Origin of the sequence: Brevibacterium sp. CFH 10365, assembly GCF_009299785.1 — a bacterium.
Classification (GTDB): Bacteria; Actinomycetota; Actinomycetes; order Actinomycetales; family Brevibacteriaceae; genus Brevibacterium; species Brevibacterium limosum.
The window spans coordinates 15,285-38,932 of sequence record NZ_VIGO01000011.1 but is presented as its reverse complement, the minus strand read 5'-3'; the positions used below and the strand labels follow the sequence as shown (position 1 = coordinate 38,932).

At 63.0% G+C, this 23,648-nt stretch carries 19 protein-coding genes and 1 pseudogene; 13 read left to right on the top strand and 7 right to left on the bottom strand.

Going from position 1 to position 23,648, the window contains the following annotated elements:
• The first annotated feature begins 19 nt into the window (after positions 1–19).
• From FHG09_RS18085 to FHG09_RS18075, 3 genes are read left to right on the top strand one after another with little or no spacing between them, the layout of a single operon-like run.
• A complete protein-coding gene (locus tag FHG09_RS18085; RefSeq protein WP_193627436.1) occupies positions 20–1,402 on the top strand; it encodes an MFS transporter in 1,383 nt (460 codons plus the stop codon).
• A 35-nt stretch (positions 1,403–1,437) separates the two neighbouring features.
• Positions 1,438–3,207: an FAD-dependent oxidoreductase gene (locus FHG09_RS18080; RefSeq protein WP_152349035.1), complete on the top strand. Its 1,770-nt coding sequence runs from the start codon at positions 1,438–1,440 to the stop codon at positions 3,205–3,207.
• A complete protein-coding gene (locus FHG09_RS18075) occupies positions 3,204–3,992 on the top strand; it encodes an SDR family NAD(P)-dependent oxidoreductase (protein WP_227492860.1) in 789 nt (262 codons plus the stop codon). Before FHG09_RS18080 ends, FHG09_RS18075 begins: the two co-directional genes overlap by 4 nt.
• A gap of 610 nt (positions 3,993–4,602) precedes the next feature.
• Here the strand turns inward: FHG09_RS18075 and FHG09_RS18065 are convergent.
• From FHG09_RS18065 to FHG09_RS18055, 3 genes are all read right to left on the bottom strand, one after another.
• A complete protein-coding gene (locus FHG09_RS18065; RefSeq protein WP_227492859.1) occupies positions 4,603–5,721 on the bottom strand; it encodes an NAD(P)/FAD-dependent oxidoreductase in 1,119 nt (372 codons plus the stop codon).
• A gap of 71 nt (positions 5,722–5,792) precedes the next feature.
• A complete protein-coding gene (locus tag FHG09_RS18060) occupies positions 5,793–7,073 on the bottom strand; it encodes a DUF3500 domain-containing protein (RefSeq protein WP_152349034.1) in 1,281 nt (426 codons plus the stop codon).
• A gap of 20 nt (positions 7,074–7,093) precedes the next feature.
• Positions 7,094–7,825: a FadR/GntR family transcriptional regulator gene (locus FHG09_RS18055; RefSeq protein ID WP_152349033.1), complete on the bottom strand. Its 732-nt coding sequence runs from the start codon at positions 7,823–7,825 to the stop codon at positions 7,094–7,096.
• A 62-nt stretch (positions 7,826–7,887) separates the two neighbouring features.
• Between FHG09_RS18055 and FHG09_RS18050 the strand changes: the two genes are divergently transcribed.
• The 8 genes from FHG09_RS18050 (at position 7,888) to FHG09_RS18015 (ending at position 17,637) form a co-directional block, all read left to right on the top strand.
• Positions 7,888–8,739: a fumarylacetoacetate hydrolase family protein gene (locus tag FHG09_RS18050; protein ID WP_227492858.1), complete on the top strand. Its 852-nt coding sequence runs from the start codon at positions 7,888–7,890 to the stop codon at positions 8,737–8,739.
• 58 nt (positions 8,740–8,797) lie between these two features.
• On the top strand, positions 8,798–10,051 hold the full coding sequence (locus tag FHG09_RS18045) for an MFS transporter (protein ID WP_152349031.1): 1,254 nt from the start codon (positions 8,798–8,800) through the stop codon (positions 10,049–10,051).
• The gene (locus FHG09_RS18040; RefSeq protein WP_152349030.1) at positions 10,048–11,844 is read left to right on the top strand and encodes an FAD-dependent monooxygenase; all 1,797 of its coding nucleotides are present in this window, start codon (positions 10,048–10,050) and stop codon (positions 11,842–11,844) included. Before FHG09_RS18045 ends, FHG09_RS18040 begins: the two co-directional genes overlap by 4 nt.
• Entirely contained in the window at positions 11,841–12,818 is a 978-nt protein-coding gene (locus tag FHG09_RS18035; protein WP_152349029.1) for an alpha/beta hydrolase, read from the top strand. The genes FHG09_RS18040 and FHG09_RS18035 overlap by 4 nt, the downstream gene beginning before the upstream one ends.
• A gap of 46 nt (positions 12,819–12,864) precedes the next feature.
• The gene (locus FHG09_RS18030; protein WP_152349028.1) at positions 12,865–13,929 is read left to right on the top strand and encodes a cupin domain-containing protein; all 1,065 of its coding nucleotides are present in this window, start codon (positions 12,865–12,867) and stop codon (positions 13,927–13,929) included.
• A gap of 187 nt (positions 13,930–14,116) precedes the next feature.
• A complete protein-coding gene (locus tag FHG09_RS18025; RefSeq protein ID WP_152349027.1) occupies positions 14,117–14,605 on the top strand; it encodes a hypothetical protein in 489 nt (162 codons plus the stop codon).
• Positions 14,606–15,060: 455 nt separating this feature from the next.
• Positions 15,061–16,713, top strand: a complete 1,653-nt coding sequence (locus FHG09_RS18020) for an RNA-binding domain-containing protein (protein WP_152349026.1) — start codon at positions 15,061–15,063, stop codon at positions 16,711–16,713.
• 330 nt (positions 16,714–17,043) lie between these two features.
• Positions 17,044–17,637: a hypothetical protein gene (locus FHG09_RS18015; RefSeq protein WP_152349025.1), complete on the top strand. Its 594-nt coding sequence runs from the start codon at positions 17,044–17,046 to the stop codon at positions 17,635–17,637.
• Between the two features lie 451 nt (positions 17,638–18,088).
• Here FHG09_RS18015 and FHG09_RS18010 read toward each other — a convergent pair whose 3' ends face one another.
• Positions 18,089–19,624 (bottom strand): AMP-binding protein, encoded by a 1,536-nt coding sequence (locus FHG09_RS18010; RefSeq protein ID WP_152349024.1) that lies wholly within the window; start codon positions 19,622–19,624, stop codon positions 18,089–18,091.
• Positions 19,625–19,772: 148 nt separating this feature from the next.
• Here FHG09_RS18010 and FHG09_RS18005 point away from each other — a divergent pair, with 148 nt between their 5' ends.
• Positions 19,773–20,579: an SDR family oxidoreductase gene (locus FHG09_RS18005; protein WP_152349023.1), complete on the top strand. Its 807-nt coding sequence runs from the start codon at positions 19,773–19,775 to the stop codon at positions 20,577–20,579.
• A gap of 5 nt (positions 20,580–20,584) precedes the next feature.
• Here the strand turns inward: FHG09_RS18005 and FHG09_RS18000 are convergent, their stop codons facing one another.
• From FHG09_RS18000 to FHG09_RS20220, 3 genes and pseudogenes are all read right to left on the bottom strand, one after another.
• Entirely contained in the window at positions 20,585–21,970 is a 1,386-nt protein-coding gene (locus FHG09_RS18000; RefSeq protein WP_152349022.1) for an MFS transporter, read from the bottom strand.
• A 53-nt stretch (positions 21,971–22,023) separates the two neighbouring features.
• On the bottom strand, positions 22,024–22,302 hold the full coding sequence (locus FHG09_RS20225) for a hypothetical protein (protein WP_264674077.1): 279 nt from the start codon (positions 22,300–22,302) through the stop codon (positions 22,024–22,026).
• A gap of 68 nt (positions 22,303–22,370) precedes the next feature.
• Positions 22,371–22,982: pseudogene (locus FHG09_RS20220) on the bottom strand (phosphotriesterase); the annotation flags it as partial.
• Positions 22,983–23,155: 173 nt separating this feature from the next.
• On the opposite strand from FHG09_RS20220, the gene FHG09_RS17990 reads away from it, so the two are divergent.
• Positions 23,156–23,635 carry a MaoC family dehydratase gene (locus FHG09_RS17990; protein WP_152349021.1) on the top strand — a complete coding sequence of 160 codons (480 nt, stop codon included), beginning with the start codon at positions 23,156–23,158 and terminating at the stop codon, positions 23,633–23,635.
• Positions 23,636–23,648: the final 13 nt, after the last annotated feature.

Genomic DNA, 23,648 nt, shown 5'->3' with positions numbered 1-23,648 from the left:
TGCCGAAAGGCGATACCTCATGACCAAGTCCCTCTCACGCGATGCTTACGCCGAAGTGGAAGTGCGCAAGACCCCGGGTAAGGCGGCGCTGGCTGCCTTCATGGGATCGACCATGGAATACTACGATTTCTTCATCTACGGGACCGCGGCCGCGCTGGTCTTTCCCAAGCTGTTCTTCCCCACGGAGGACCCGGCTATTGGTACCGTGGCCGCGTTCGCCACGTTCGGTGTCGCGTATGTGGCCCGTCCGCTCGGCGGTCTTGTTCTCGGGCACTTCGGTGACCGTCTCGGACGACGCAACGTTCTCCTCGTGGTTCTGCTCATTATGGGGTTGGCCTCACTCGGAGTGGGACTGCTGCCGACCTACGGGACTGTGGGCATCATCGCTCCCATCCTCCTCGTCGTCTGCCGATTGGCGCAGGGCTTCTCCGCCGGAGCGGAATCCTCTGGCGCCTCATCCCTGACCATCGAACACTCGCCCGAAGGCCGCCGCGGTTTCTTCACCTCCTTCGTCATGAACGGCTACGCCGCCGGCATGGTGCTCTCCACTATCGTGTTCATCCCGGTCACGGCACTGCCCGAAGAAGCAATGATGACGTGGGGGTGGAGGGTTCCGTTCTGGCTCTCGGCAGTTGTCCTCGTCATCGCGTTCTGGATCCGTCGTCGCCTCGACGAGACTCCCGAATTCGAAGCGAAGCAGGAAGAGGGCGCGGTCAAGAAGCTCCCGGCCAAGGACGTGCTTCGCTACCAGGGATTCGACGTTCTGCGGGTTGTGGGAATGTCGATCTTCATGGTGATGCAGACGCTCTTCACCGTCTTCGGTCTCTCCTACGCGACGACCACAGGGCAATTCGAGCAGGCGCAGATCCTCACGATCAACGCCGTCTCCATCGGGCTCTCGATGCTCGTCATGCCTCTCGCCGGGGCGCTGAGCGACCGATGGGGACGCCGCCCTCTGCTGATCGCATCCATCATCGGTACTGCGGTGGCCTTCTTCCTCTACTTCATGGCGCTGAGCTCGGGCAGCATCTGGCTCGTCGCCCTCGCTTCGTTCGCGTTCATGACGATCATGTACTCGATCTTCAACGGCATCTGGACCTCGTATTTCGGGGAGCTCTTCGCCACCCCCGTCCGCTATTCCGGCATGGCCATGGGCAACCAGCTCGGCCTCGTCGTTGCAGGGTTCGGTCCCTCGATCGCCGGAATGATGATGGGCGAAGGTGTGCACGGGTGGATTCCTGTGGCCGTCTTCGGTGCGATCTGCTCGGCGATCGCCCTCGTCGCCTGCATCAGCGCCAGGGAAACGGCGCACGTTCCGATCGACCGCCTCGGCGAGCCCTACCTGCGCGCCACCGGCCAATGGGACGACCGTCCCGTTCCGGCCCCGGCCGCAACCCTCTGATCCGTCACAAGCAACACAGAAGGAGAACTCACTCCATGACTTCCACCTCCCACCGCGACCTCATCGACGGTGCCGATGCGATCTGCGACGTCCTCGTCGTCGGCTCCGGAGCCTCGGGCCTGGCCACCGCGATCACCGCGGCCCACCAGGGTCTCAATGTCATCGTCGCCGAACAGGCACCGCACTTCGGCGGGACCACCGCGATCTCGGCGGGATGGGCCTGGGTGCCCGGCAACCCCAAGGGAGCGGAACGCACCGAGGATACTCGCGAAGAAGCTGAAACCTATTTGCGGGCATTGTCCCCGGACACCTTCGACTCGTCACGGGTTTCTGACTTCCTCGACACCGTGCCCGAGGCGATCACGTTCTTCGAGGACAACACCGAGGTCAACTTCGTCTACCCGGAAAAGGCCCCTGACTATCAGATGGACCTTCCCGGAGCTCGCATCGGAGGCCGCGCCATCCTCCCCGACGATGCGGACGTGCGGATGCTGGGGGACCGGCGCAAGGAGCTGCAACCGTATCTGTCGTCCTATACGGTGTTCGGCTACATGCCTCAGGTCGGGCCGGACCTCAACGAGTTCTTCCACGCGAACCAGACGGTGAAGTCGTTCACCTATGTCGCCCGCAAGCTGCTGAAGACGTGGGCCGACAAGGCCGTGTCCCAGCAGCCGCTGAAGCGGACGAACGGTTCGGCGCTGATCACCCGGATGGTTGCTTCGGCGCTCAAGCTCGGGGTGCGGATCTGGACCTCGACCCCTGTAGATTGCCTCATCCAAGAAGAGAACGGCGAGGTGATCGGTGCGGAGCTGTCGGGCAAGAATGCGGGCACTGTACGCGCTCGCCTCGGTGTAGTGCTCGCCGGAGGCGGATTCACCGGCAACGAGGCGCTACGGACGAAGTACTTCCCCCATGACCCGAACGGTGACAACCACTTCACCCCGACGCAGGGACACAATGGGACGTCGGCGGAAATGGCCATCAGCGCCGGGGGCTACATCAACAACGATGTCTTCACTCCGGGTTCGTGGGCTCCGGTGACTGTGTTCAAGCACCTGGACGGGAGACAGCGGCTGTTCCCGCACCTGCGGCAGATCGGTCTGCCGGGCATGATCACCGTCGACTCCGAGGGCAGACGCTTCGGCAACGAGGCACTGAGCTACCACGACTTCGGCCGAGCGATGCTCGAACACGAGAAGGGCGCTCGCCACACCGAGGCCTGGGTGATCGCCGACGAGAAATGCATGCACAAATACGGGATCGGCTATGCCAAGCCCTGGCCGATCCCCCGCAAGTACTTCTACGACACCGGATACCTCATTCGCGGTGGCAGCCTTGAGGAGCTGGCCGGGAAACTCGGAGTGACTGCCGAGAACCTGCGGAGCACGGTGGAGAGCTTCAACGAAGGGGCTCGGGTCGGCGAGGATCCTGAATTCGGGCGCGGGTCGACGGCTTACAACCATTTCCGGGGCGACCCCGAGCACAAGCCGAATCCCAATCTGGCTGCGCTGGATAAGGCTCCCTACTATGCGGCGAAGGTGCAGATGGGTGACCTCGGGTCCTTCGCCGGGCTGCAGACGGATGCGCATTCGGGTGTTGTCCGCGAAGACGGAACGACGATTCCCGGACTGTACTCTGTGGGCGCCTCGGCGGTGTCGGCCTTCGGTGGAGGCTACCCCGGCTATGGGTCTCATATCGGTCCCGCGCTTGTCTTCGGTTACCGGATGGGTCGTGACATCGCCGATCTCGCAGCTGTGACCGGCGGCCGGAGTGCCGCTGCACGTGCCGAGCAGGTGCGGTCGTGACCGCAGCGGGACTGGCGACGGAGGTCGCCCCAGAGAGCACACAGACGTTTGAAGGGCGCACCGCTGTCGTCACCGGGGCCGCCTCGGGGATCGGCGCGGCAATCGCGGAGATGCTCGCTCGCCGAGGCGCGAAGGTGATGATCGGTGACATCTCCGAGCAGGCCCAGCAACGTGCGGATGACCTGGCAGCGGACGGCCTGCAAGTTGCCGCGATTCCGACCGATGCCTCGAGTGAGGAGGATGTTGAGGCGCTCATGGACCACGCGTCGACAACCTTCGGTGGGCTCGACATCCTCGTTGCGAATGCGGGGATCGCGGAGCCGAAGGCGCCGATCGATGACCTCGACGTTGCCCGGTGGCGGCAGATCATCGACATCAATCTCACGGGCACCGCACTGTGCTTCAAGCATGCGCTGCGGTATATGAGGTCAGTCGGTTCCGGGTCGATCGTGGCCGTGGCGTCGATCCTCGGGCTGGTCGGTCAGGCCCGGTCGACTTCCTATTCGGCGTCGAAGGCGGCGATCGTCAATCTGGTCCGCTCCACCGGGCTGACGTATGCGCAGGACGGAATCCGAGTCAACGCAGTGGCCCCGGGTTATGTCGATACCCCGCTCGTCGCCGGGCTGGATAAATCCGTGCGCGAGAAGATGATCGAGCGCATGCCAAATTGTCGTCTGGGCACTCCCGAGGAGGTCGCCGAGGTGGTCTGCTTCCTCGCCTCGGACGCCGCGCCATTCGTCAACGCCGCCACCTGGTCGGTCGACGGCGGATACGTCGCGCAGTGACGGTCGGGTGGGACCACCTCGGCCAGCGGAGACGAAACACCACGGGCAGGCAACAGTCGAATGGGTTCCAGGTGCGTCCGAACATGCTCGGGCTGCGGCTGCTTGTGTCCAGCCTCGGCGGGTTCACTCGAACGGCGGTCTCTGGGCGTGGGAACATGAGCGCCTACACCGTGGTCAAGAACGACGGCTGCACACTCGTGACAACGGTGATAAACGCGAATGACGCTGCGAAGGTCGGATGCAATCCCGTGACGCTGTCGATGCCCGAGGGCTGCTTCACCGTCGGGGAGGCGAGGCATGTGTTCGCGGCGTCGAATGATGTCAGGAGCGCTACGCAGCTCTTGCTGGCGAATCCGTTGCCTGAGAATGTTCCGTCTAGTGGGGAGGAGCGGACGGCTTCGAGTTCTTCCGCTAATGCCTCGGCCGGTTCGAGTACCTCGCCCGCACAGAGTGGCGCTGAAGGGATGGGACGCTGCAGATTGACCTGACCGGGAGCTCGGTGACAGTTTTTGTGATGTCCAAGGGCTGAGGATTGGTAGCCGGCGGTGGTGCGCCGACTGGACCGCACCTTTACGCTCACACCTACAAGTCGGTCAACCGGAGGGCACCGTCACATCGGCATGGCTGTGGGAAATGCAGTCAGTTCCGGCGCGGGATCTCCGAGAATGCTGCGGGCGACGGCATCGCCCAGCAGCGGCCCGAGCGTCAACCCGCCCGCTCCGTAACCCGTCATAGTCCATAGGCCTGATCTGCCTGGCACCTCTCCGGCGATCGGCAGGTTGTCTTCGCCCATAGGGCGGATGCCGACCCGGGTCTCGATGACAGTGGCATCGGCCAGTCCAGGCGCCAGGCTCAGTGCGTCCTGGAGGACCTGCATCTGTCCTGCGGCGGTGACGCGGGGATCGTAACCGCTCCCGGTCTCGCGGGTTGCGCCGACTGCAATCCTGCCATTATCGAACGGGGTCATGTAGTTGGGTGTGAAAGGGTGGACCGTCGGCCATTGTGAAGTGTTCACTCCACGAAGATTCAGATGGGTGATCTGTCCGCGTTGCGGGCTCACTGGGCAGCTCACATCGAGGGGGAGCAGCAGCTCTGGCGTCCTTGCCCCTGCTGCCACGACGACAGAGTCAACGCCGATCGGTCCGCGCATCGTCTGCACTCGCCATCCGGTGTCGCCGAGTGGATTGATCGCGATCACTGCGTCCTCACGGTGCCCCGCCCCGAGAGTGACTGCGGCACTCAACGTCGCATTTCTGAGAACGCGGCCGTCGACCCGTCCGCCGCCGGAGACGTACAAGCCCTTCAGGTCGGGGGAGAGGGCTGGAAACAGTTCGTTGACCTGTGTGCGGTCGACGCGCTCCAGCGTTCCTGCGACGGAACCGGACTCAGCAACGCGCCGGGCTATCCGGTCTTCGACGGCGTCGAGTTCTGCATCGTCTCGCGAGACCATCAGGGCGCCGGATCGCCTGTACCCCAATTCGGGGATCCCCAGGTCATGGAGCCCAGCGAGGAACTCCGGATAGTAGTTGCCTCCAGCTGAGTACGCTTCGTAGAAGGCACCGCTCGAGGAAGATACCCAGGGAGCGATGATCCCGGCGCTGGCAGCTGTCGCCTGACCCGATGCGGCATCGTCGATCAGGGTGACGGCCGCGCCCCGTCGCGCCAGCCCGTAGGCGGTGGTGACACCAGCGATTCCTCCGCCGATGACGGCGATCTTCATCGTGTTCATAGTTGGCGATGTTCCTTTCGGACCGGGTTCTGGTGTCAGCTTACGACCCCGACTTCACCCTCTGAGTGTGCTCAGCGGGTGTTGCTTTCGACTTGGCCGTCGGTTCGACGCTGCCATTGGCGAACCCAGGCGCGGCCGTAGTCGTTGCCGTTGGGCACGCGCATGAGCGTGTGCACATGGAAGCGCTGGGGGACGTCGTAGTCGAGGAACACTCCGCAGTGGTGGTCGAGTTCGACGATGAGCACCGGTGATTGGAATCGGTAGTAGAACACATCTCCCGGCTCGGTCCCACCGATCCAACTGAAATACGACTCGTTCAGGTGTTCCCTGACTTCTCGCACCTTCGTACGTCGCGGCCCCACGGGCAGGATGTTGAGGAAGGTCGCGACGAGGTCGACGACGGCCTCCTGCGCCCGAGTATCCAGTGTGCCCACCTGCACCCCCTCATAGGGGATGACCCGGTTGTCCTGGAACGCTCCGGCAAGATGGCGCTCATCGCCGGGATGGATGCGCCCGTCGGGCATTGCGGGATCGATGATCTGTTCGTACACGACCGCCTCGGCGCGCTGTTCCTCGCTCAGCAGCGCCATGAGGTCAGTGCCTGCGTCGACGCGATCGTCGAAGGATCGCAGGCCGGCGTGCGGCCCCGCGTCGATCTCGTTCGGCTCAGCGCCGTGGAACACCGGGGCTATCGTCATCCGGCCCTCGACGACGAGGCAGTTGACGGCACAATGATGGCCATAGAGCTGCCAGCCCCAGGGAGCCCTGACATCGGGAGTGCCGTAGACGGCGAAGTTGTATGAGAACTCCCCGAGGATGTTCTCCAGACCCACGACCTCGCCGAGGAATCCGTTGATGAGCATCATCGCATGGGTGAGTTCGAAGCCCTCCTTGCTCAAGCTCGCCCGGACGAGGTCCAAAGCGGCCTGCCGCACCGCCTCCGAGGTGAACTCGAGCCGCAGGCCGGTGTCGAACTGCATGAACTCGGGATTGGCCCAGGTCTGCCACTCGACCGCATCGACCGGGTAACGCAGCTTCTCCACCTCATCTGCAGAGCAGGCGGCGAACAGCGCCCCGACCGCTGTGAGCATGTCCTCGACAGGCGCTTCCTCGCCCGGCTCTGCCGGAGCCAAGGGATAGAGCCCCTCGATGATCTGCCCGTCGGCCGTGACGCCGGTGAAGTCGTTGAGATAGAGCGGCTTCCACCCGGCGATGAGGCCGCCGGTGAAAGTGCCCGGCTGCTTGGCGACCTCCCGATACTCGTAGGCGTCGAGCTCCTTGAGGTCGTCGATGCGCGGGTGGCCCGGCGGGTACATGAATTGCCGGAACGGGGTGGGATTCTCATCGGTCATCTTGGTCTCTCCTCCGACACTCAGCTGCGCGAGGAAGCGTGGGCGGCGACGGCCGCGCGCACGGCCTCGAGGTCGCCTGAACTTATGGCGTTGACGAGGTTCTCATGCACTCGCACGCGTGTGTCCCAGTAGCTCGAATCGACCTCTCCGTCCTGCTCGGCATGGGCACCGGAAAGGAAGCCCAAAGTGCTCTCATAGACGGGGCGGGCCATCGAGTTCGGGCAGATCGCAGCGATCGCCGCGTGGAGCTTCCAGTTGCTCTGCATGAAGTCGTCCCAGCTCACGGCCTCGCGCATCTGGGCGAGGATCGATTCGAGTTCTCGGCAGTCGGCCGCTGAACGGTGGATTGCGGCTTTGACGGCGATGAGCTCCTCGAGCGATTCCCGCAGTTCGATGGCGTCCGCGGCCGACGCCGGATCGCCGTCGACGCGCATGAGCGTGTGGCGCAGACGCACGATCGGGGTCGTCTTCGCCACGAAGAGCCCGCCGCCCCGGCCCGGCTTGACGACAAGGACACCGCGATCGCGGAGCAGCTTGACCGCCTCGCTGACAGTGGTCCGAGCCAAACCGGTCTCCTCACGGATGGTCTCGAGGGTGCCGAAGAAATCGCCTGCGTTCAGCTCGCGTTCGCGGATCGCCTCACGGATCGATTCGGCAAGGTGTTCGCCGCGGGAGAGCGGACGCGAACTGCTGCTCGATCGGGGGAGAAGGGCCTCGGCGGAGTTCTGGACATCGTCGGTGATCTGTGCCATATTTCTATTTAACCACATGAAACATACATATGTTTAAGTTCTTTACTCTGCGAGGAGATGCAGTGAAACTCATCGGATTGGAAGCCGACCACACCACCTTCGTTGCCGACAGGGTGTCTGCGACCGAGGCGCGGGTCATCGCAGAGCTTCGCGAGTTCTGGTCAGATGCCGACTACCACATCGCTGCGGCCGGTGCTGCTGACGACGGAGCCTCCGGTGAGATCGTCCCCATCGCCGACTACCGGGTCGTTCCGCCCGTGCTGCCCGAGGCGCGCGTCATCTGCATCGGATTGAACTATCGTGCTCATCACGCCGAAGGCAGCTTCAAGGAAGAAGCCTTCCCCGAACACCCGACGCTCTTCGCGCGCTGGACGCGCAGTCTCAGCGTCGACGGCGCCGAAATCCCGGTACCCGCCAACGAACGCGGCCTCGACTGGGAAGGCGAAATCGTCGCGTACGTCGGCGCCACCCTCGCCGAGGCCGATGAGGACGAAGCCCAGGAAGCGATCGTCGGCTACTCGACATTCAACGACGTCACCTCCCGGATCGCACAGAAGCTCACCTCCCAGTGGATCCTCGGGAAGAATGGTGACAACTCGGGCCCGCTCGGTCCGATCATCCCTGCATCCGAAGTCGGCAGCCTTGCCGACGGACTGCGCGTACAAACACGAGTCAACGGTGAGACCGTCCAGGACGGCAAGACATCAGACATCGTCTACTCTCCCGCCTCGACGCTGTCCCTCATCTCGCGCACTTTCACTCTGCAGCCCGGCGACCTCCTGGCCACAGGCACACCCGAAGGAGTCGGCTACACGCGAGAACCAGAATGGCTCCTCCACCCCGGCGACACCGTCGAAGTCGAGGTCGACAAGCTCGGCACCCTGCGGAACCGCATAATCGCGCGTTCGAACTGAGCCCGCGGCATTCTCCATCCACCCTGACCGATGACCACCACTTCAAAGGCGAAGATCAATGACACAGCTGCGAACCCCCACCTGGGCGATCCTCCTCATCTGCTGGATCGCTCTCCTCTGCGACGGATACGACCTCTACGTCTACGGCGCCACTCTGCCCGGTTTCCTCGGCAACCCCGACTGGGGCGTGACCAAGAGCCTCGCCGGCACCGTCGGCAGCATCGCCCTCATCGGCATGCTGCTCGGCTCTCTGGCAGCGGGCACCCTCACCGACAGGTTGGGTCGACGGAGGCTGCTGATGACCTCGCTCGGCATCTTCAGCGTCGGCATGATCCTGTGCGCTCTGGCCCCGAACTTCACGGTCTTCGCGATCTTCAGGTTCATCACGTGCATCGGAGTTGGCGGGGTCCTGCCCACTGCCGTGGCCATCGCGAATGAGTCCGCGCCCAAGGGCAAGGTCTCTCTCGCTGTCGGAGCCGTGCTCACCGGTCCGCCTGTGGGCTCACTCGTGGGAGCGCTGACAGCCACCGCGCTCGTCGTCGACCACGGCGTGCGACCCGTCTACGCTCTGGGCGGACTCTCACTCATCCTGCTGCTCGCCGTGTGGCGGTGGCTGCCCGAATCCGAAGTATTCCTCGCAGCAAGGGCCGCACCAGCGACCGCTGGTCGTGTCCGCGCCTCCGGGGTCTCGCGACTGTTCACCGCTCGTCAGCTCGTACCGACGCTGCTGTTCTGGATCGTCTGCGCAATCAGCATGCTGACCATGTTCGGCATCACGACCTGGCTTCCCGTCATTATGCAGGGCGCCGGATTTGCCGCACAGTCCTCGATCGCGTTCTTGTCGATCTACTCAGTGGGATGCATCATCGGAACCGTGGTCATCGCATGGATCGCACAGCAGTCGGCCCCGAAGTATATGGTCATCCTCGGGTTCTCGATCGCCGCATTGTCACTGCTGGCTGTTTCGATGACCCAGAACCACCTCCTGCTCTTCGCGGCGATCTTCTTCGCCGGTGTCGGCGGAATGGGAACACAGAATATGATCAACGATCACATCGCCCAGTACTATCCGCCAGAGGTCCGTGCCACCGGGCTCGGCTGGGCGCTCGCCGCCGGCCGCCTCGGTGCCATCGCCGGGCCCACCTATGGTGCAGTCGCCGCCACCGTCGGCGGTTCACCGGGAGCCGCGGCCATGTGGTTCGCAATCCCCGCCGTGCTCGGCGTAGTTGCAGCCATCGCCATGCCGCTGTGTGACAAAGCGGCATCGACGCCGACAGCAGAGAACACGTCCGCTGAAGGAGTCGCTTCGTGACCATCGTCCACGGGCTCAACCAGGTTCCCGCTCGAACGACCATCGCCATCGCCGGCGGTGGCCCGAGCGGAACCTATCTGGCCCTGCGCCTGGCGGCAGCCGGCATCGACTCGGTTGTCATCGAACCACGAGCAGAAATCGATCAGCTGCGGCCACGTGCCAAGACCACGAACGCGCGGACTATGTCGCTGCTGGCCGGCATCGGGCTGGCGGAAAGAGTCCGTGAGACAGCTGCCCTGCCGGTGTCCTATTCGCAGGACGTCATCTTCTGCACGAGCCTGAAGGGACACGAGCTGAGACGCTTCCACCACGCGTTCCAACTCGTCGACGCCGACTACGAACTCTCTCCGGAAGCCGGCCAGCAGATCCCTCAGCCTCAGGTCGAGCAGGTGCTGCGCGATGCAGCTGCCGGCAGCGAACACATCACCTACGTCACCGGAGTGCGAGCACTGGGCACGGATCCGTCGGCGTCCACGATCAGCGTTGCCTCGGCCGATGATGACGAAGCCGGCACTGTCGTATTGGCAGCGAGGTGGATCATCGGCGCTGATGGAGGAACATCGCGAGTGCGCAAATCCTTGGGCATCGCCTTTCAGGGAACGAGTGCCCCGCGCCCGAACTTCAACGTCGTCTTCACCTCGGCGGGACTGCGCGAACAGGTGAGCATCGCCCCGGCCGTGCAGTGGTGGGTCGTCAGCGAGACCATCTCCGGGATGATCGGCGAACTCGACCGTGACGGCACCTGGTGGGCCATCCTCCAGGGCTGCGAGCCCATCAACGACCCCGCCGAGGTGGCCGCAGCGATCAGGACGATGGCAGGGGTCGGCTCTGACGTCGACATCGAGGTGCTCGCCACCGATTCGTGGACCGCGCGGATGCTGCTCGCCGACTCCTACGGCGGCGCGGAGAGCGACCGTCGCGTCTTCCTCGTCGGAGATGCGGCCCATCTCAATCCGCCGTGGGGCGGCCATGGGTTCAACACCTGCATCTCCGATGCAGAGAACCTCGCGTGGAAGCTCATCGCCGTCCACGAAGGGTGGGCGGACCCGAGCCTCCTCGACAGCTACGAAGAGGAACGCCGTCCAGTGGCGGCTCGAATGATCGCCGACGCTGCGGCGAACGGCAAGGCACTCGCCTACGACTTCATCGACCCGCAGCTCGACGAGGTGAGTGCGCAGGGCGATGCGGTGCGCGCACGGATCCGCCAGGCATTGGCGGTCAAGGACAGCGAGTTCCATTCCGAAGGTCTCGTCCTCGGATACGAGTACGCCGGGACCTCCCGCGTCGCTCCTGGTCCCACTCCTTTCGTCGACGCCGTCGAATACCGGCCCCAGGCTCTGCCCGGATGCCTGCTTCCGCACTTTCGCCTCGCCGGCGGAGCGAGCGTGTACCCGGATGCGCGCGGATTCACCGTGTTCGTCACCGGCGATGCTTCCGCACACCTCGCCACCGAAATACTCGAACGCACGGCCAGAGAGCACTCGATCCCGCTGCGGGTCGTCCGTTTGTCTGGACCAGATGCCCACGCGGCGCGTGAGCACTGGGGTGAGGACCTCGTGCTCGTGAGGCCGGACCTTCACATTGCGGCCACAGCGTCGGCCTCTGCGAAGACGGACGACGGGCACGATGACGGAGCGGGTGACGACGGTGCGGGCGACGACGGGACGTCACCGGATACCGTTCTCGCCGCGGCACTGCTGACGGCGGTCGGGATGTCGACGACAGGAGACCGAGCGAGCAGATCGGACGACTCAGCGCCGCGAGGCGCAGACTATCATAGGGAGGTCTCATGACCCACACCATCGCATTCGACCCAACCCACCCCGAGCTGCTCCTCGACCTCGCCGTTCCCACCGGCCAGCAACCGGAGACAGGATGGCCCGTCATCGTCTGGGTCCACGGAGGCGGATGGAGGCTGCAGGATCGCACAGCTCGTCCTGACTTCTCTCGGCACTTCTGCTCCGCCGGTTTCGCGATGGTCTCCATCGACTATCGCCTCGCGCCCGAGCATCCGCATCCGGCCCAAGTCCTCGACCTGCGTCAAGCGCTCCGTTGGCTGCGCGGACATGCCGGCGAATTCGGCCTCGACAGCAAGTCGATCGGCCTGTGGGGTTCCTCGGCAGGGTCGCACATCGCCGCATTTACGGCTCTGAGTGCGCACACACCGAGGCTTCCTGGGGAATCGATTTCGGCCGACGACGAGGAATTGAGCACCGAGGTCGCTTGCGTCGTCGACGGCTACGGCCCTGCGGATATCGCGGCTCTGCTGCCCGGGTTCCCTGGTGCCGAACCAGGACGGGAGTCAGAGCCGGCGCCGGATGAACGACGCGCGGCCACTCCCGAGGAGGACCTCCTCGGCGGACTTCCTCCCACCGCTTCCGCATACGAGGATCTGCGTGAGCGTGCCCGCCAGGCGAGCCCTGTGCTCCTCGACTTCAGCGACCCGCCGCCCTTCTTCATCCTGCACGGAACCGCGGACACCGCGGTGCCCGCTGATCAATCGCGCAGCCTCCACGAATATCTGAGTGCACGCGGCGGTGAGTCCCTGCTCTACCTCATCGAAGGCTTCGGCCACGGATTCTTCAACCCCGGAGAAGTGCTCGAGCTCGGCCCCGGCATCCGACTAGACAACGGCCGCCTCGAGGCCGAGCCCGAGACTCCCTTCACCGCCGACAACCGCGGCAACTTCGATCCGGGTGGGAGGCACCCGTCCTTCACGCTCGTCCGCGACTTCTTCGCCCACCATATCGGCGCGCCGAAGCACTGACCGGGCACTGCCGAACACACATTCCACCACCGACGAAAGGCCGACAATGACTGCTGCATTCGACTGGGAGAGCATCCAGAAGACCGCTCTGCTGCGTGACGAACTTCCCGGGGAGCTCGCCCCGTTCACGCTGTCCTCGGGCGAAGGCCTGCGCCACCACCTCGGCGACTGGCACGTGACGACGATGGCGCGGCACGCGGACACCGGCGGGGAGTTCTCGCTGTATCGGATCGCTCTTCCCGGCGGGTCGGTCTCTCCGGCCCTGTCGGTGCCGGGGCACTCGTTCGTCCACGTCATCGAGGGCGAGGTGACTCTGACCTTCGACGGACGGACCCATCGCCTCATCGGTGGGGATTCGGCATCGATCCCGGCCGGAGTGGGGTTCTCGATCGCGGGTGGGGCGACGCTCAACTCGCTCTTCCTCTACTCCACCGAGGAGTGGCTGCACCGTTTGGCCAGCGAGGCCGGGGAATCGACGGGATCGCACATCTTCTCCAGACGCCCCGCCTCGGCGGTCTCCGAACTGCTGCGCAGCGAACTCACCGATGGGTTTGGCATCACGATCCATGAGGGCGAGGAATCCTTGACCGGCGGGGCCGAGGCGAAGCGCCCTGGCAATCAACTGCCCGACGGTGAGGTGCCCTTCGTCAATGCGGCCGGGCACGGCGATCGCTTCGAGACCTTCGAACAGATGAACGCCTACCCGGTGCGCGCTCGCAACACCGGAGGCAGGTTCTTCGCCATGGACACGAGGGGCGCCAAGGCACCGTACATTCCGCTGCACTTCCACCAGGAGCATTCGGAGAACTTCCTCTGCCTCGGCGGGCGGGTCAGACTCCATGCCAACGGCGAAGAGGTGGTCCTCGCCCCCGGTGACTTTCTCCATGCGCCGGCGGGCACGATCCACAGCTTCTCCCTCGCCGCGAACAACACGCATATGCTCGGTCTGCTCACGCCTCCGGTGTTCGAACCGTTCTTCGAGTACATGAACGACCCCACCGACGAGTACGTCCACGTCGAGGGCGGAGAGCCGCACTTCCCGGCCGCGGGATTCGAGAAGGCCCAGGCAGAACTCGACCTCGTGGTGGTGGGTCCACCGCCGAAGTCATGAATCAACCTGATCGATGATTGAGGCCATCGAATTCTCAGAGTCGCATGAGCAGCAGGGAAGGTCGAAGTTGACATGGTCGACAGCCTGACTGTGGGGTGGAAGACTAGTTGACACGGTTGACAACACTTCGGGTGGAGGTCTGGTCATAAACTCACCGACTGCTGAGCAGCAGCGACGCGATGCGAACTTGCGCGCTGATGAGATTCTTGAGGCCGTCCGGCGTGAGCTCGCTGAAGTTCCGGCGGCAGACCTTGAAAACGTCAAGGATGCCGCGGCGCTCGGCTCCAGGATGGTCGCCATGGTTCCCCGGAACACGGGCGGTCCGCTGGGCAGAATCATAGGCCCCGTGTACTCTACGAACGCATTGACGACGATGTGGGGCATCACCCGTCAAGGGGTGAGCAAGAGGGCGAACGAAGGACGCCTTTTCGCGTTGTACGTCCAGGGGAAGAATCTGTTTCCGGTGTTCCAGTTCGACGGAAAACGGGTTCGGGAGGACGTGCTGCACATCGTCAGCCTTCTGCGTGCTTCAGCTGATCCGTTTACTATCGCACAGTGGCTTCGCACTCCGTTGCTCGAAGCCGAGGATCGCACACCTCTTGAGCTGCTTGACACCGGAGATGGTGTTCTGGCGGAGAACCTGGCCAAGCGCAGCGCATCTCGTTGGTCTGCGTAAGTCGACGTCGCATGGTGGACAGAGAATCTGTTGCGCAGCGTGTTCCGAATCCAGATCGCGATCTGAGCACCTTCCCTTCGCGACCGGTGGCGGCCGGGACGCGGTGGAGACGGGGCCACCGGCGGGAAAACGAACCGTGGTATTTCTCCTCTGATGGGAAAGGACGGTTCAATCTCTCCGAGCCGTGGGGGACGTGCTACTTGGCCAGCAGCGACTACGTTGCCGCGCGTGAAAGCATCGGCCCTGATATCGCTCGGTCTGGCGTGGTCATCACGAACTTTAGGCGCCTCCCAGTTGAGATCGCAACTGCCCCACTTAGGCGAAGTAACTTTGTACGAACAGCATTCTTCATGTCAGATGCGACGCATATGATGGACTCAACACTCACTTCACCGGCACACCTCCGGTGTCTGACTTAGCGAAACAGCAAGCACTATCACATCGACGGAGCAGAAGTGGCATTTGACGATCTGACGTCCTTTCTAGGCAGCCTTATCGACAATTGGGAGAATGAGCTCGTCGAATTCAAACAGGCGGGTAAGGATTTCTCGACCGGTAAGATCGGACAGTACTTCTCGGCGTTAGCCAACGAGGCGAACTTGCGCGGGGATAATTCTGGCTGGCTGGTATTCGGTGTCAATAACTCGTCCCGAACTGTTGTGGGTACTCAATACCGTCCTGGTGCGGAGCGTCTTCAAGGGCTGAAGAACGATATCGCAAACGGCTGCCAGCCTAGTCTGACTTTTCGAGAGATCCACGAACTGCACCACAGCGATGGGCGCGTGTTGTTGTTCGAAGTTCCAGCAGCTCCACGCGGCATACCAATCTCTTGGAATGGACACTATTACGCCCGCAATGGAGAGAGTCTTAGTTCTCTCGACCTCGGCAAGATAGATGAGATACGGAGCCAAGGGGCAGATGACGATTGGTCGGCGGCCGTGGTGGCACAGGCGACTGTCGAAGACTTGGATAGAGAAGCACTTCTTGCTGCTCGCAATGCGTTCAGCGCGAGACACCCGAGGATTGGGGAAGAGGAGGTCGCTTCCTGGGATAATGCGACCTTTCTCGAACGAGCGAAGTTGACGATCAGCGGAGGCATTACTCGCGCGGCACTGCTTTTATTGGGGAGGGAGAGTTCGGCTCACCTGCTTTCTCCCCTTCTGGCCGAAATTACGTGGAAACTTGATGAGCCGGAACAAGCGTATGAGCATTTTGGGTTGCCGTTCCTGCTCAGCACGTCGAAAGTGTACGAGCGGATCCGCAATGTGCAAGTGCGGCTGATGCAGCCAGGCACTCTTCTTCAGACAGAGATTCAGAAGTACGACCGTTTGAGTATCTTGGAAGGGATCCACAATTGTTTGGCGCACGCGGACTATCGTTCGGGCGCACGTATAGTCGTGACCGAACGACATGATCGAATCGTGCTGGAGAATGCAGGATTCTTTTATGACGGGGAACCTCAGGACTACGTAGTTGAGACGAGGACACCGAAGCGCTACCGAAATCCGCTCCTCGTCAACGCGATGACTGAGCTCAACATGATCGACCGAATGGGCTTCGGGATTCAGCGCATCAATCTGTCTCAGGTAAAGAGGTTTTTGCCATTGCCAGACTATGATTTGAGTGGACCGAACGCGGTGGCTCTGACCATCTATGGCGCTGCCATTGATGACAACTACACAGAGCAGCTTATGCGAAATAGCGACTTGCCTCTCGGTGATGTGCTGGCTCTTGACCGAGTTCAGAAGAATTTGCCGATCAGCGGTGAGGCGGCTGCAAGGTTGAAGCGGTCGCATCTAGTAGAAGGGCGACGCCCCCAACTGCACGTGTCTTCAGTCGTAGCTGCAGCATCAGACACCCGTGCGGAATATATACGGACTCGTGCTCAATCAGATGCGCACTATGCGAAACTCGTCGTGGACTATTTGAACGAGTTCGGAGAAGCCACTCGGAAGGAACTTAACGAGTTGCTGTGGAGCAAGTTGAGCGATGCTCTTGACGATCATCAGAAGCGCAATAAGGTGATGAACTTGTTAACCAAGATGAGGACATCAGGCGAGATAGTGAACGCAGGCAGTCGGTCCAAACCACGGTGGAAGCTTACTTAAGATCCCTCAGCTGCTAGAGAACTAAGCAACAGAAATTTATAGCAACAGGGCATAGTTACTGGTCAGCGCCTTGGCTTCTTTCTTATAGGCATCACCGCGCGACTCTAAGTAAGTAAGAGAACGGCTGCGGTCACAAGCGGCCATCGTGGCTGAGGTTATAGTGCCACAGAAAATTAAAGTGGTGCTCTGTGCTGTGCCTACGTGGATATTACGGTTGCCTAGACGAAGCTGTTGGGTTCGGCCCGACGCTGTCAGTTCCAGCCGCATTGCTCGTGCCGCGGCAACGCTCGCCGCTCATGGGGTTACGACGAGTTGCGTAGCATAGTGTGCGTGAGCACTGACGCCTTCGACCACACGTCGCGTCTGGAGTCTGCCCTGAACCGTCGGGGCAATCCAATGAGCGTCGATGCCTTCATGGACATCCTCCGGGAGATGAGCGAACCGGCTTCGGAGCCCCTGTCTACGGGTGAGCGCGCCTTCCTGTTCGAAGCCACTGACCTCTCAGAAGAGGATCTGACCCCGCAGGCTCATGAAGCTGCCCGCATCCAGGTCGATGAGGATCGAGCACTCGCGGAAAAGGAGGCACGTGACTCTGCCCTGACAACTGGTGAGGTCTCCGATCTGCTGGGGCGACAAGGCGCCAGCATCCTTCGCTCGATGTTGGCAGGTGACCTGTGCGTCCTGCCAGCCAGCAACGGACGAACCACACTGTTTCCGGCCTGGCAGTTCGAGGGCAACCAAGTCGTTCCGGGGCTGCGGAGGATCATCCCGAACTTCCCGCAGTACGTGCACCCGCTGACTATTCAGCAGTTCATGATAGAGGAGAGGGAGGAACTGGACGGCAGGTCGGCTGTCGAGTGGTTGATGGCCGGCGGCGCCGTCGAGGCTGTGGTCTCGCTGGTTGCTGAGCTGGGATACGAGTGAGCCCCACTCGGCCGAGGAACCCGTGCGGCCCGCAGGTCCCGTTGACGCTTCCTCCGGAAACCGTCTACCAGCACACCGGGGCTCTGTGGCGGATCCACACGACGTCGGGCCCGCATCCGGCGGTGTGTGAACCTGACCGGAGGTGAAGGATCTGGGGACTTGGCGATACGCCATGGCGCCTCTGCATCGCTTCCGCAGGCCTCGAAGAACACGTGCCGGGCGTGGGCCGCGGTTATCCATGCCCAGCTGTGTGAGCGGATTGACGGTCTCTGGGTCCCCTCAACGGTCTTGGGCGACCCGGCGGTAGCGCCGTTCACCCGAGCCGCCTCAGCGTTTCCGGCAACGCCGAACTTTTCCCACACGCTCGAACACGACGATGTCCGTGTCATGGCGGTGAAAGTCCGCAACCGGCTGGGCTGGCCCATCCTGTGAGACGCCCCAGCATGAGCAGTCACGAACTCGGAGTGTACATACGCACGATCTCCCGCTTGAGGATCTTGCCGCTGGGACCCTTGGGGAGCTCGTCGAGGAATTCGATGATCCGGGGGATCTTGTAAGCGGCGAGATTCTCCCGGCAGATCCGCTCGACGTCAGCGACCTCGAGGTTGGACTCTGGGGTGCGGGCGATGACAGCGGTCACCTGCTGACCGTACTTCTCATCCGGAGTACCCACCACACTGGCCTGAGCGACATCGGGTATCTCATAGAGGACCTCTTCGACCTCGCGCGGGTAGACGTTGTACCCGCCATGGAGGATGAGGTCCTTGATGCGGTCGGCGATGAAGAGATATCCGTCCTCGTCCAGCCGGCCGAGGTCGCCCGTGCGGAACCAGCCCTCGGCATCGAGCACTTCGGCGGTGGCTTCGGGTTTCTTCCAATAGCCGGCCATGACCGCGGGTCCACGCAGCAGCACCTCGCCCACCTCGCCGACAGGCAGTTCTTCGCCGCCGGAGTCGACGGTCTTGACCTCGAATCCGGGAACCGCCGGACCGACGCTCGCAGGCTTCCGTGTCCCGTGCAGCGGGTTGAATGTCCCCAGGCCGGACGTCTCCGTGAGCCCGTAGCCCTCTGCCAGCGGCGCAGTGAAACGATCCTCGACCCGACGGACCACCTCCGCGGCGATCGAGGCGCCTCCCGAACTGATGATGCGCAGGTCCGGCGCTTCGCCCTCGGCAGCCTTCGCCAGCACGGACATCCACATCGTCGGTACGCCGGAGACGATGGTGGTCTCATCCTCGGCGAGCGAATTGATGAATGCCTGCGGGTCCCAGCGAGGGAAGAGCGTCACCGGCGCACCGGCACTCATCGCCGGCAGGGTGACGGCCGCCAGGCCGAACACGTGGAAGAGCGGCAGGCCTGTCGCGGATCGGTCCGACGGGGTGGTCTCGATCATTTCTCGGACGATGTCGGTCGCGGAAATGAAATTGCCCAAGGTCAGCATCGTCCCCTTCGGCTTGCCTGTCGTGCCCGACGTGTAGAGGAGCGCGGCGATGTCGTCCCAGGCGAAATCGGCACGATCGACGGTGACATCGGACTCGGCTCCTACCTCGGCCTGCGGGCCCTCATTGCCGACGACGGCCAGTGTGCGGAAGTCGACATCGTGGTGTGCGGCCGCGGTCTTCCCCGCCTCTGCCGCGGCAGGATGAGCCACGAGTACGCGGGCCTCGGAGTCGGCGAGGATGTAGTCGAGTTCCCTGACCGTCGAGAGCGGATTGACGGCTACGACCACCAGCCCCGCAGCGTGCGCACCGAAGAACTCAATGAGGAACTCCGGGCATGTCGGCGCGATGAGCACGATTCGATCACCCGGGCGGACATCAGCGGTAAGGTAGCGGTGTCGGGCGGCACCGATCTCGCCGAGGAGGCGCGCTTTCGTCAGTGTGACCCGATCTGGTCCCGGTGGTGTGGCCGCTGCGACGGACTCCGGGTACTTCTCTGCCCAGGGGGTGAGCAGGTCGATGATCGATGTGCGCGACTTCGCAGCCATGAAACTCCTTCGGATCACGACGAGGACGGGCCCGCGCGGGGCTCGACAGCACCACGTGGATGCTGAAATACTTGAACTTGAGTACAGGTTCAACTATAGATCGATCACGCATCGCAGACAACGGGGTGTGCGAAGGGAGAAGGGGACTATGGAGATCGAGGGGCGCACTGCTGTTGTCACCGGAGCCGCGGCGGGGATCGGTGCTGCACTGGCCAGAGCTCTGCACGAGCGCGGCGCCCGGGTGCTGCTTGCCGACCTCGCCGAGGCGGTCGTGGACACCTCGGCGGAACTGGGCCAGCCGTACTGGACCGGGGACGTCTCCACTGCGGCCGGGGTGGACGATCTGCTGGCCACCGCCGGACGCGAACTCGGCGACGTCGATCTTTACTTCGCCAATGCTGGAATCGCCGGAGCCTCCGGGCTCGGTGCCGAAAGTGACTGGGACCGCATCCTCGACGTCAACCTTCGGGCTCACATCCGTGCCGCCGAACGGCTCGTGCCCCGGTGGCAGGCTCGGGGAGAAGGATATTTCGTGGTCACCGCCTCGGCGGCCGGACTGCTCACTCAGATCGGTCAGGCCGGCTACTCGGTGACCAAGCATGCCGCGCTCGCATTCGCCGAATGGCTGTCGGTGACCTACGGCGGCGAGGGAGTGGGTGTATCCGTGCTCGCCCCGATGGGAGTGAACACCAAGATCCTATGGGGAGAAGATCCCAGTTCCTTGACCGCAGAGGAACTCGCCGCCCAACGGGCCGTTTCCGAAGCCGGCACCGTTCTCGAGCCGGCAGATGTCGCCGCGACCGTGATGGCCGCGGTCGAAGCCGGAACCTTCCTCATCCTGCCCCATCCCGAAGTTCTCGACATGTACCGGTTGAAAGGCTTCGACTATGATCGCTGGATCCGCGGGATGCGCCGCTACCAGGCAAAGCTGCGTGGCAGCGGCGCTGCGGGGTGAGCCGACTACACGGACCCGACCTCGACAGTCTCCGTGCGCAGGTGTTCACCCGGAACAGCTGTCTGTGACTGCCTGACGGATTTCGGGTTGGTCTCCTCCAGAGCCAACGTCGACACGATCGTGATCACGGCCATCGCGCACACGAACAGCGTGATCCCCAACGTCGAACCGTCCATCTTCGCGATCAGCCAAGTCATGACGATGGGCGTCGAGCCCGAGACGACGATCGCACTGAGCTGGTAGGCCAGGGAGACCGCGGAGAAGCGGATCTGCGGGGCGAACAATTCACCGAAGTACGCGGCGATTGGGGCGTAGATAAGTGACTGGAACACGCTGGCCACGCTGATCGAGACCGCGAAGAGGACGATGCTCGTCGTATTGATCAGGGCGAAATAGGGAAATGCCCACACCAGCAGGCCGACGCCGCCGATGATGATGACCGGACGTCGACCGATCAGGTCGGCCAGCCTGCCGCCGATCAGAATGGTGGCGATGCCGACCACACAAGAGAGCATGGCGGCGATGAGCATCTGCCCGTAGTCCATCCCCAAGTAGCTCGTGCCGTAGGACAGGGCTCCGGCGATCGTGATGTAGAAGACGCAGTTCGTTCCCGATAGTGTGCCCGCGGCCAGCAGAATCGTCTTCCAATGCGATCTGATGGCCTGCCACAGCGGTGCCTGCACGACCTTCGGCTTGGCCGCAGACACCTCGTTCTCGAGCTTTCTGAACTCGGGGGAGTCCTCGACTTTGAGCTGGATGTACATGACGATCGGCACCAGCAGCGCCGTTGCCCAGAACGGGATCCGCCAGCCCCAGGATACGAAGGCCGCCTCATCGACCGCGGACGAGACGATGACGAAAGCCAGATTGCCCAGCAGGGCTCCTGTGGGAACGCCGACCTGCATGAACGAGCCGGAGAATGCCCGGTGCTTGGGCCCAGCGGACTCGCTGAGCAGCAGCGCCAGCCCACCCCACTGGGCGCCGCAGGCGATGCCCTGGATGAATCGGCACACGACGAGCAGGACGGGGGCGATGATGCCGATGCTCCCGGCCGATGGCAGGCAGCCGATGAGGAAGGTGAAGACGGCCATGCCCAGCAGGGCGATGACCACCATGGGTTTGCGGCCGATCTTGTCCCCGAAGTTGCCGGCGACGAGTCCGCCGACTGGCCGCGCGATGAATCCGGTGGCGAACGTCGAGAACGCCAGGAGTGTGCCGGTGACTCCGCTCGAGTCAGGGAAGAAGACCTGAGGGAAGACCAGGGCGGCCGCTGTGCCGTAGAGGAAGAAGTCGTACCATTCGATCGAGGAGCCGACGAGGCCGGCTGTTCTCAAGCCTGCGTGCTTGGCCGGTTTCAGCTGCGGGTTGATGGTTTGTGCGTTGACTGACATGGGATTCCCTTCATCGTCGAAAATGGTCCCTCAGTGCATGTAGTCGATGGGTGTCACTCGAAGTAACGGCGTGGATTCTTCACCAGCATGGTGTCGATGTCGTCTTCGGACACGCCCTTGTCCAGCAGCATCGGAATGACGTCGTCGCTGATGTGGCGGAAATGCCAGTTGGGTTGGATCTGCGCTTTCTCCTCCTGAGAGAAGTAGTCGATGTAGCACGCCGCATCGTGGGCCAGGGTGATGCGTTCGGCATAACCGCGGCGGACAAGTTCAACGATGGTGTCGACGCGTGATTCGGTCGGCAGATAGGCGTCGATGCCGAACCGATCCATGCCCAGGATGATCCGTTCTCGGCGATCTGAGACAGGTAGTCGAGGTCCGTCGAGTCGCCCGAGTGGCCGATGACGACCTTCTCCAGCTCTGCGCCCTCTTCCCTGAGCACTCGTTGCGTGACCAGGCCGGACCCGGTGCGTGGATTGGTGTGGACGGTGATGGGAGCGCCGGTCTGAGCGCTCGCCTGACCCACCGCCCGCATCGTGCGCTCGACGCCCTCGGTGAGCCCGGGGGATTCGATGGCGCATTTGAGGAATGCCGCCTTGACGCCGGTGTCGGCGATGCCCTCCTCGAGGTCGCGGACGAACAATTTCACGAGCGGTTCCGGTTCGTCGATGAGGAGGCCCGGACCGCGATGTTCGAACTGGTGGGGGAGATCGGTGAATGTGTAGAGTCCGGTGGCTGCGACGATGTTGAGGTCGGTCTGCTCGGCCACTCGCTGCACCCGGGGGATGTAGCGACCGAGCCCCACGACCGTGGGGTCGAAGATCGTGTCGATCCCCGCGTCCTTGAGGTCATTGAGCTTGGCGACAGCATCGGCGATCTTCTCCTCGTCGTCCCAGGTCGTGTCATAGTTCTGCCGCATCTCCTCGCTGAGGACGAAGATGTGCTCGTGGACAAGGGTCCTGCCGAGTTCGCTGCTGTCGATGGTGCCGGTGACGGTCTGGACTTCTGCCATGGGTGCCGCTCCTTTGCGTAGACATCCGTGTGGCGTGTTTCGGTTCCACCTTGAAGTGACCCGGCGCACACGGTTAGTCTCAGAGTAATGAATCTGAACTCAATTTCAAATAGGGTAGTGATTCGGGTTTCTCGGATCGCGCGTGACCCGTCGCACCTACCGAAAGGCAGACAATGACGACTCCCATCAGGCCCACGACCATCGCCGACATCGACGCGCTCGTCGGTAAGGAACTCGGTCCTACTAGCTGGCATACGCTGGTCCAGGACGACATCAACTCATTCGCCGACCTGACGAACGACCACCAGTGGATCCACGTCGATGAGGATCGTGCCGCCGATGGTCCCTTCGGCGGCACCATCGGTCACGGGCTGTTCACCCTGTCGCTGGGGCCGGGGTTCATGGAGGAGCTCATGGCGTTCGACGGATTCGCGCACAGTCTCAACTACGGCTACGGCAAGGTGCGATTCCCGCAGCCGCGACCAGTGGGTTCGAAGGTGCGCATGCGGGCCACGATCTCCGCCGTCGATCCGCGCGGCACCGGATCCGCACAGGTGACCACCACCCAGACCTTCGAAGCAGAGGGGATCGAGAAGCCGATCTGCGTCGCCGAATCAATCGGCTACTTCACCGAACACGACGCAGACATCTGAATCGCTGTCATCC

Bases quoted from the DNA above. Each gene is read 5' to 3' on its own strand.
- FHG09_RS18085 (WP_193627436.1), top strand. From the start codon at position 20: ATGACCAAGTCCCTCTCACGCGATGCTTACGCCGAAGTGGAAGTGCGC.
- FHG09_RS18080 (WP_152349035.1), top strand. From the start codon at position 1,438: ATGACTTCCACCTCCCACCGCGACCTCATCGACGGTGCCGATGCGATC.
- FHG09_RS18065 (WP_227492859.1), bottom strand. From the start codon at position 5,721: ATGAACACGATGAAGATCGCCGTCATCGGCGGAGGAATCGCTGGTGTC.
- FHG09_RS18060 (WP_152349034.1), bottom strand. From the start codon at position 7,073: ATGACCGATGAGAATCCCACCCCGTTCCGGCAATTCATGTACCCGCCG.
- FHG09_RS18055 (WP_152349033.1), bottom strand. From the start codon at position 7,825: ATGGCACAGATCACCGACGATGTCCAGAACTCCGCCGAGGCCCTTCTC.
- FHG09_RS18045 (WP_152349031.1), top strand. From the start codon at position 8,798: ATGACACAGCTGCGAACCCCCACCTGGGCGATCCTCCTCATCTGCTGG.
- FHG09_RS18035 (WP_152349029.1), top strand. From the start codon at position 11,841: ATGACCCACACCATCGCATTCGACCCAACCCACCCCGAGCTGCTCCTC.
- FHG09_RS18030 (WP_152349028.1), top strand. From the start codon at position 12,865: ATGACTGCTGCATTCGACTGGGAGAGCATCCAGAAGACCGCTCTGCTG.
- FHG09_RS18010 (WP_152349024.1), bottom strand. From the start codon at position 19,624: ATGGCTGCGAAGTCGCGCACATCGATCATCGACCTGCTCACCCCCTGG.
- FHG09_RS18005 (WP_152349023.1), top strand. From the start codon at position 19,773: ATGGAGATCGAGGGGCGCACTGCTGTTGTCACCGGAGCCGCGGCGGGG.
- FHG09_RS18000 (WP_152349022.1), bottom strand. From the start codon at position 21,970: ATGTCAGTCAACGCACAAACCATCAACCCGCAGCTGAAACCGGCCAAG.
- FHG09_RS20225 (WP_264674077.1), bottom strand. From the start codon at position 22,302: ATGGATCGGTTCGGCATCGACGCCTATCTGCCGACCGAATCACGCGTC.
- FHG09_RS17990 (WP_152349021.1), top strand. From the start codon at position 23,156: ATGACGACTCCCATCAGGCCCACGACCATCGCCGACATCGACGCGCTC.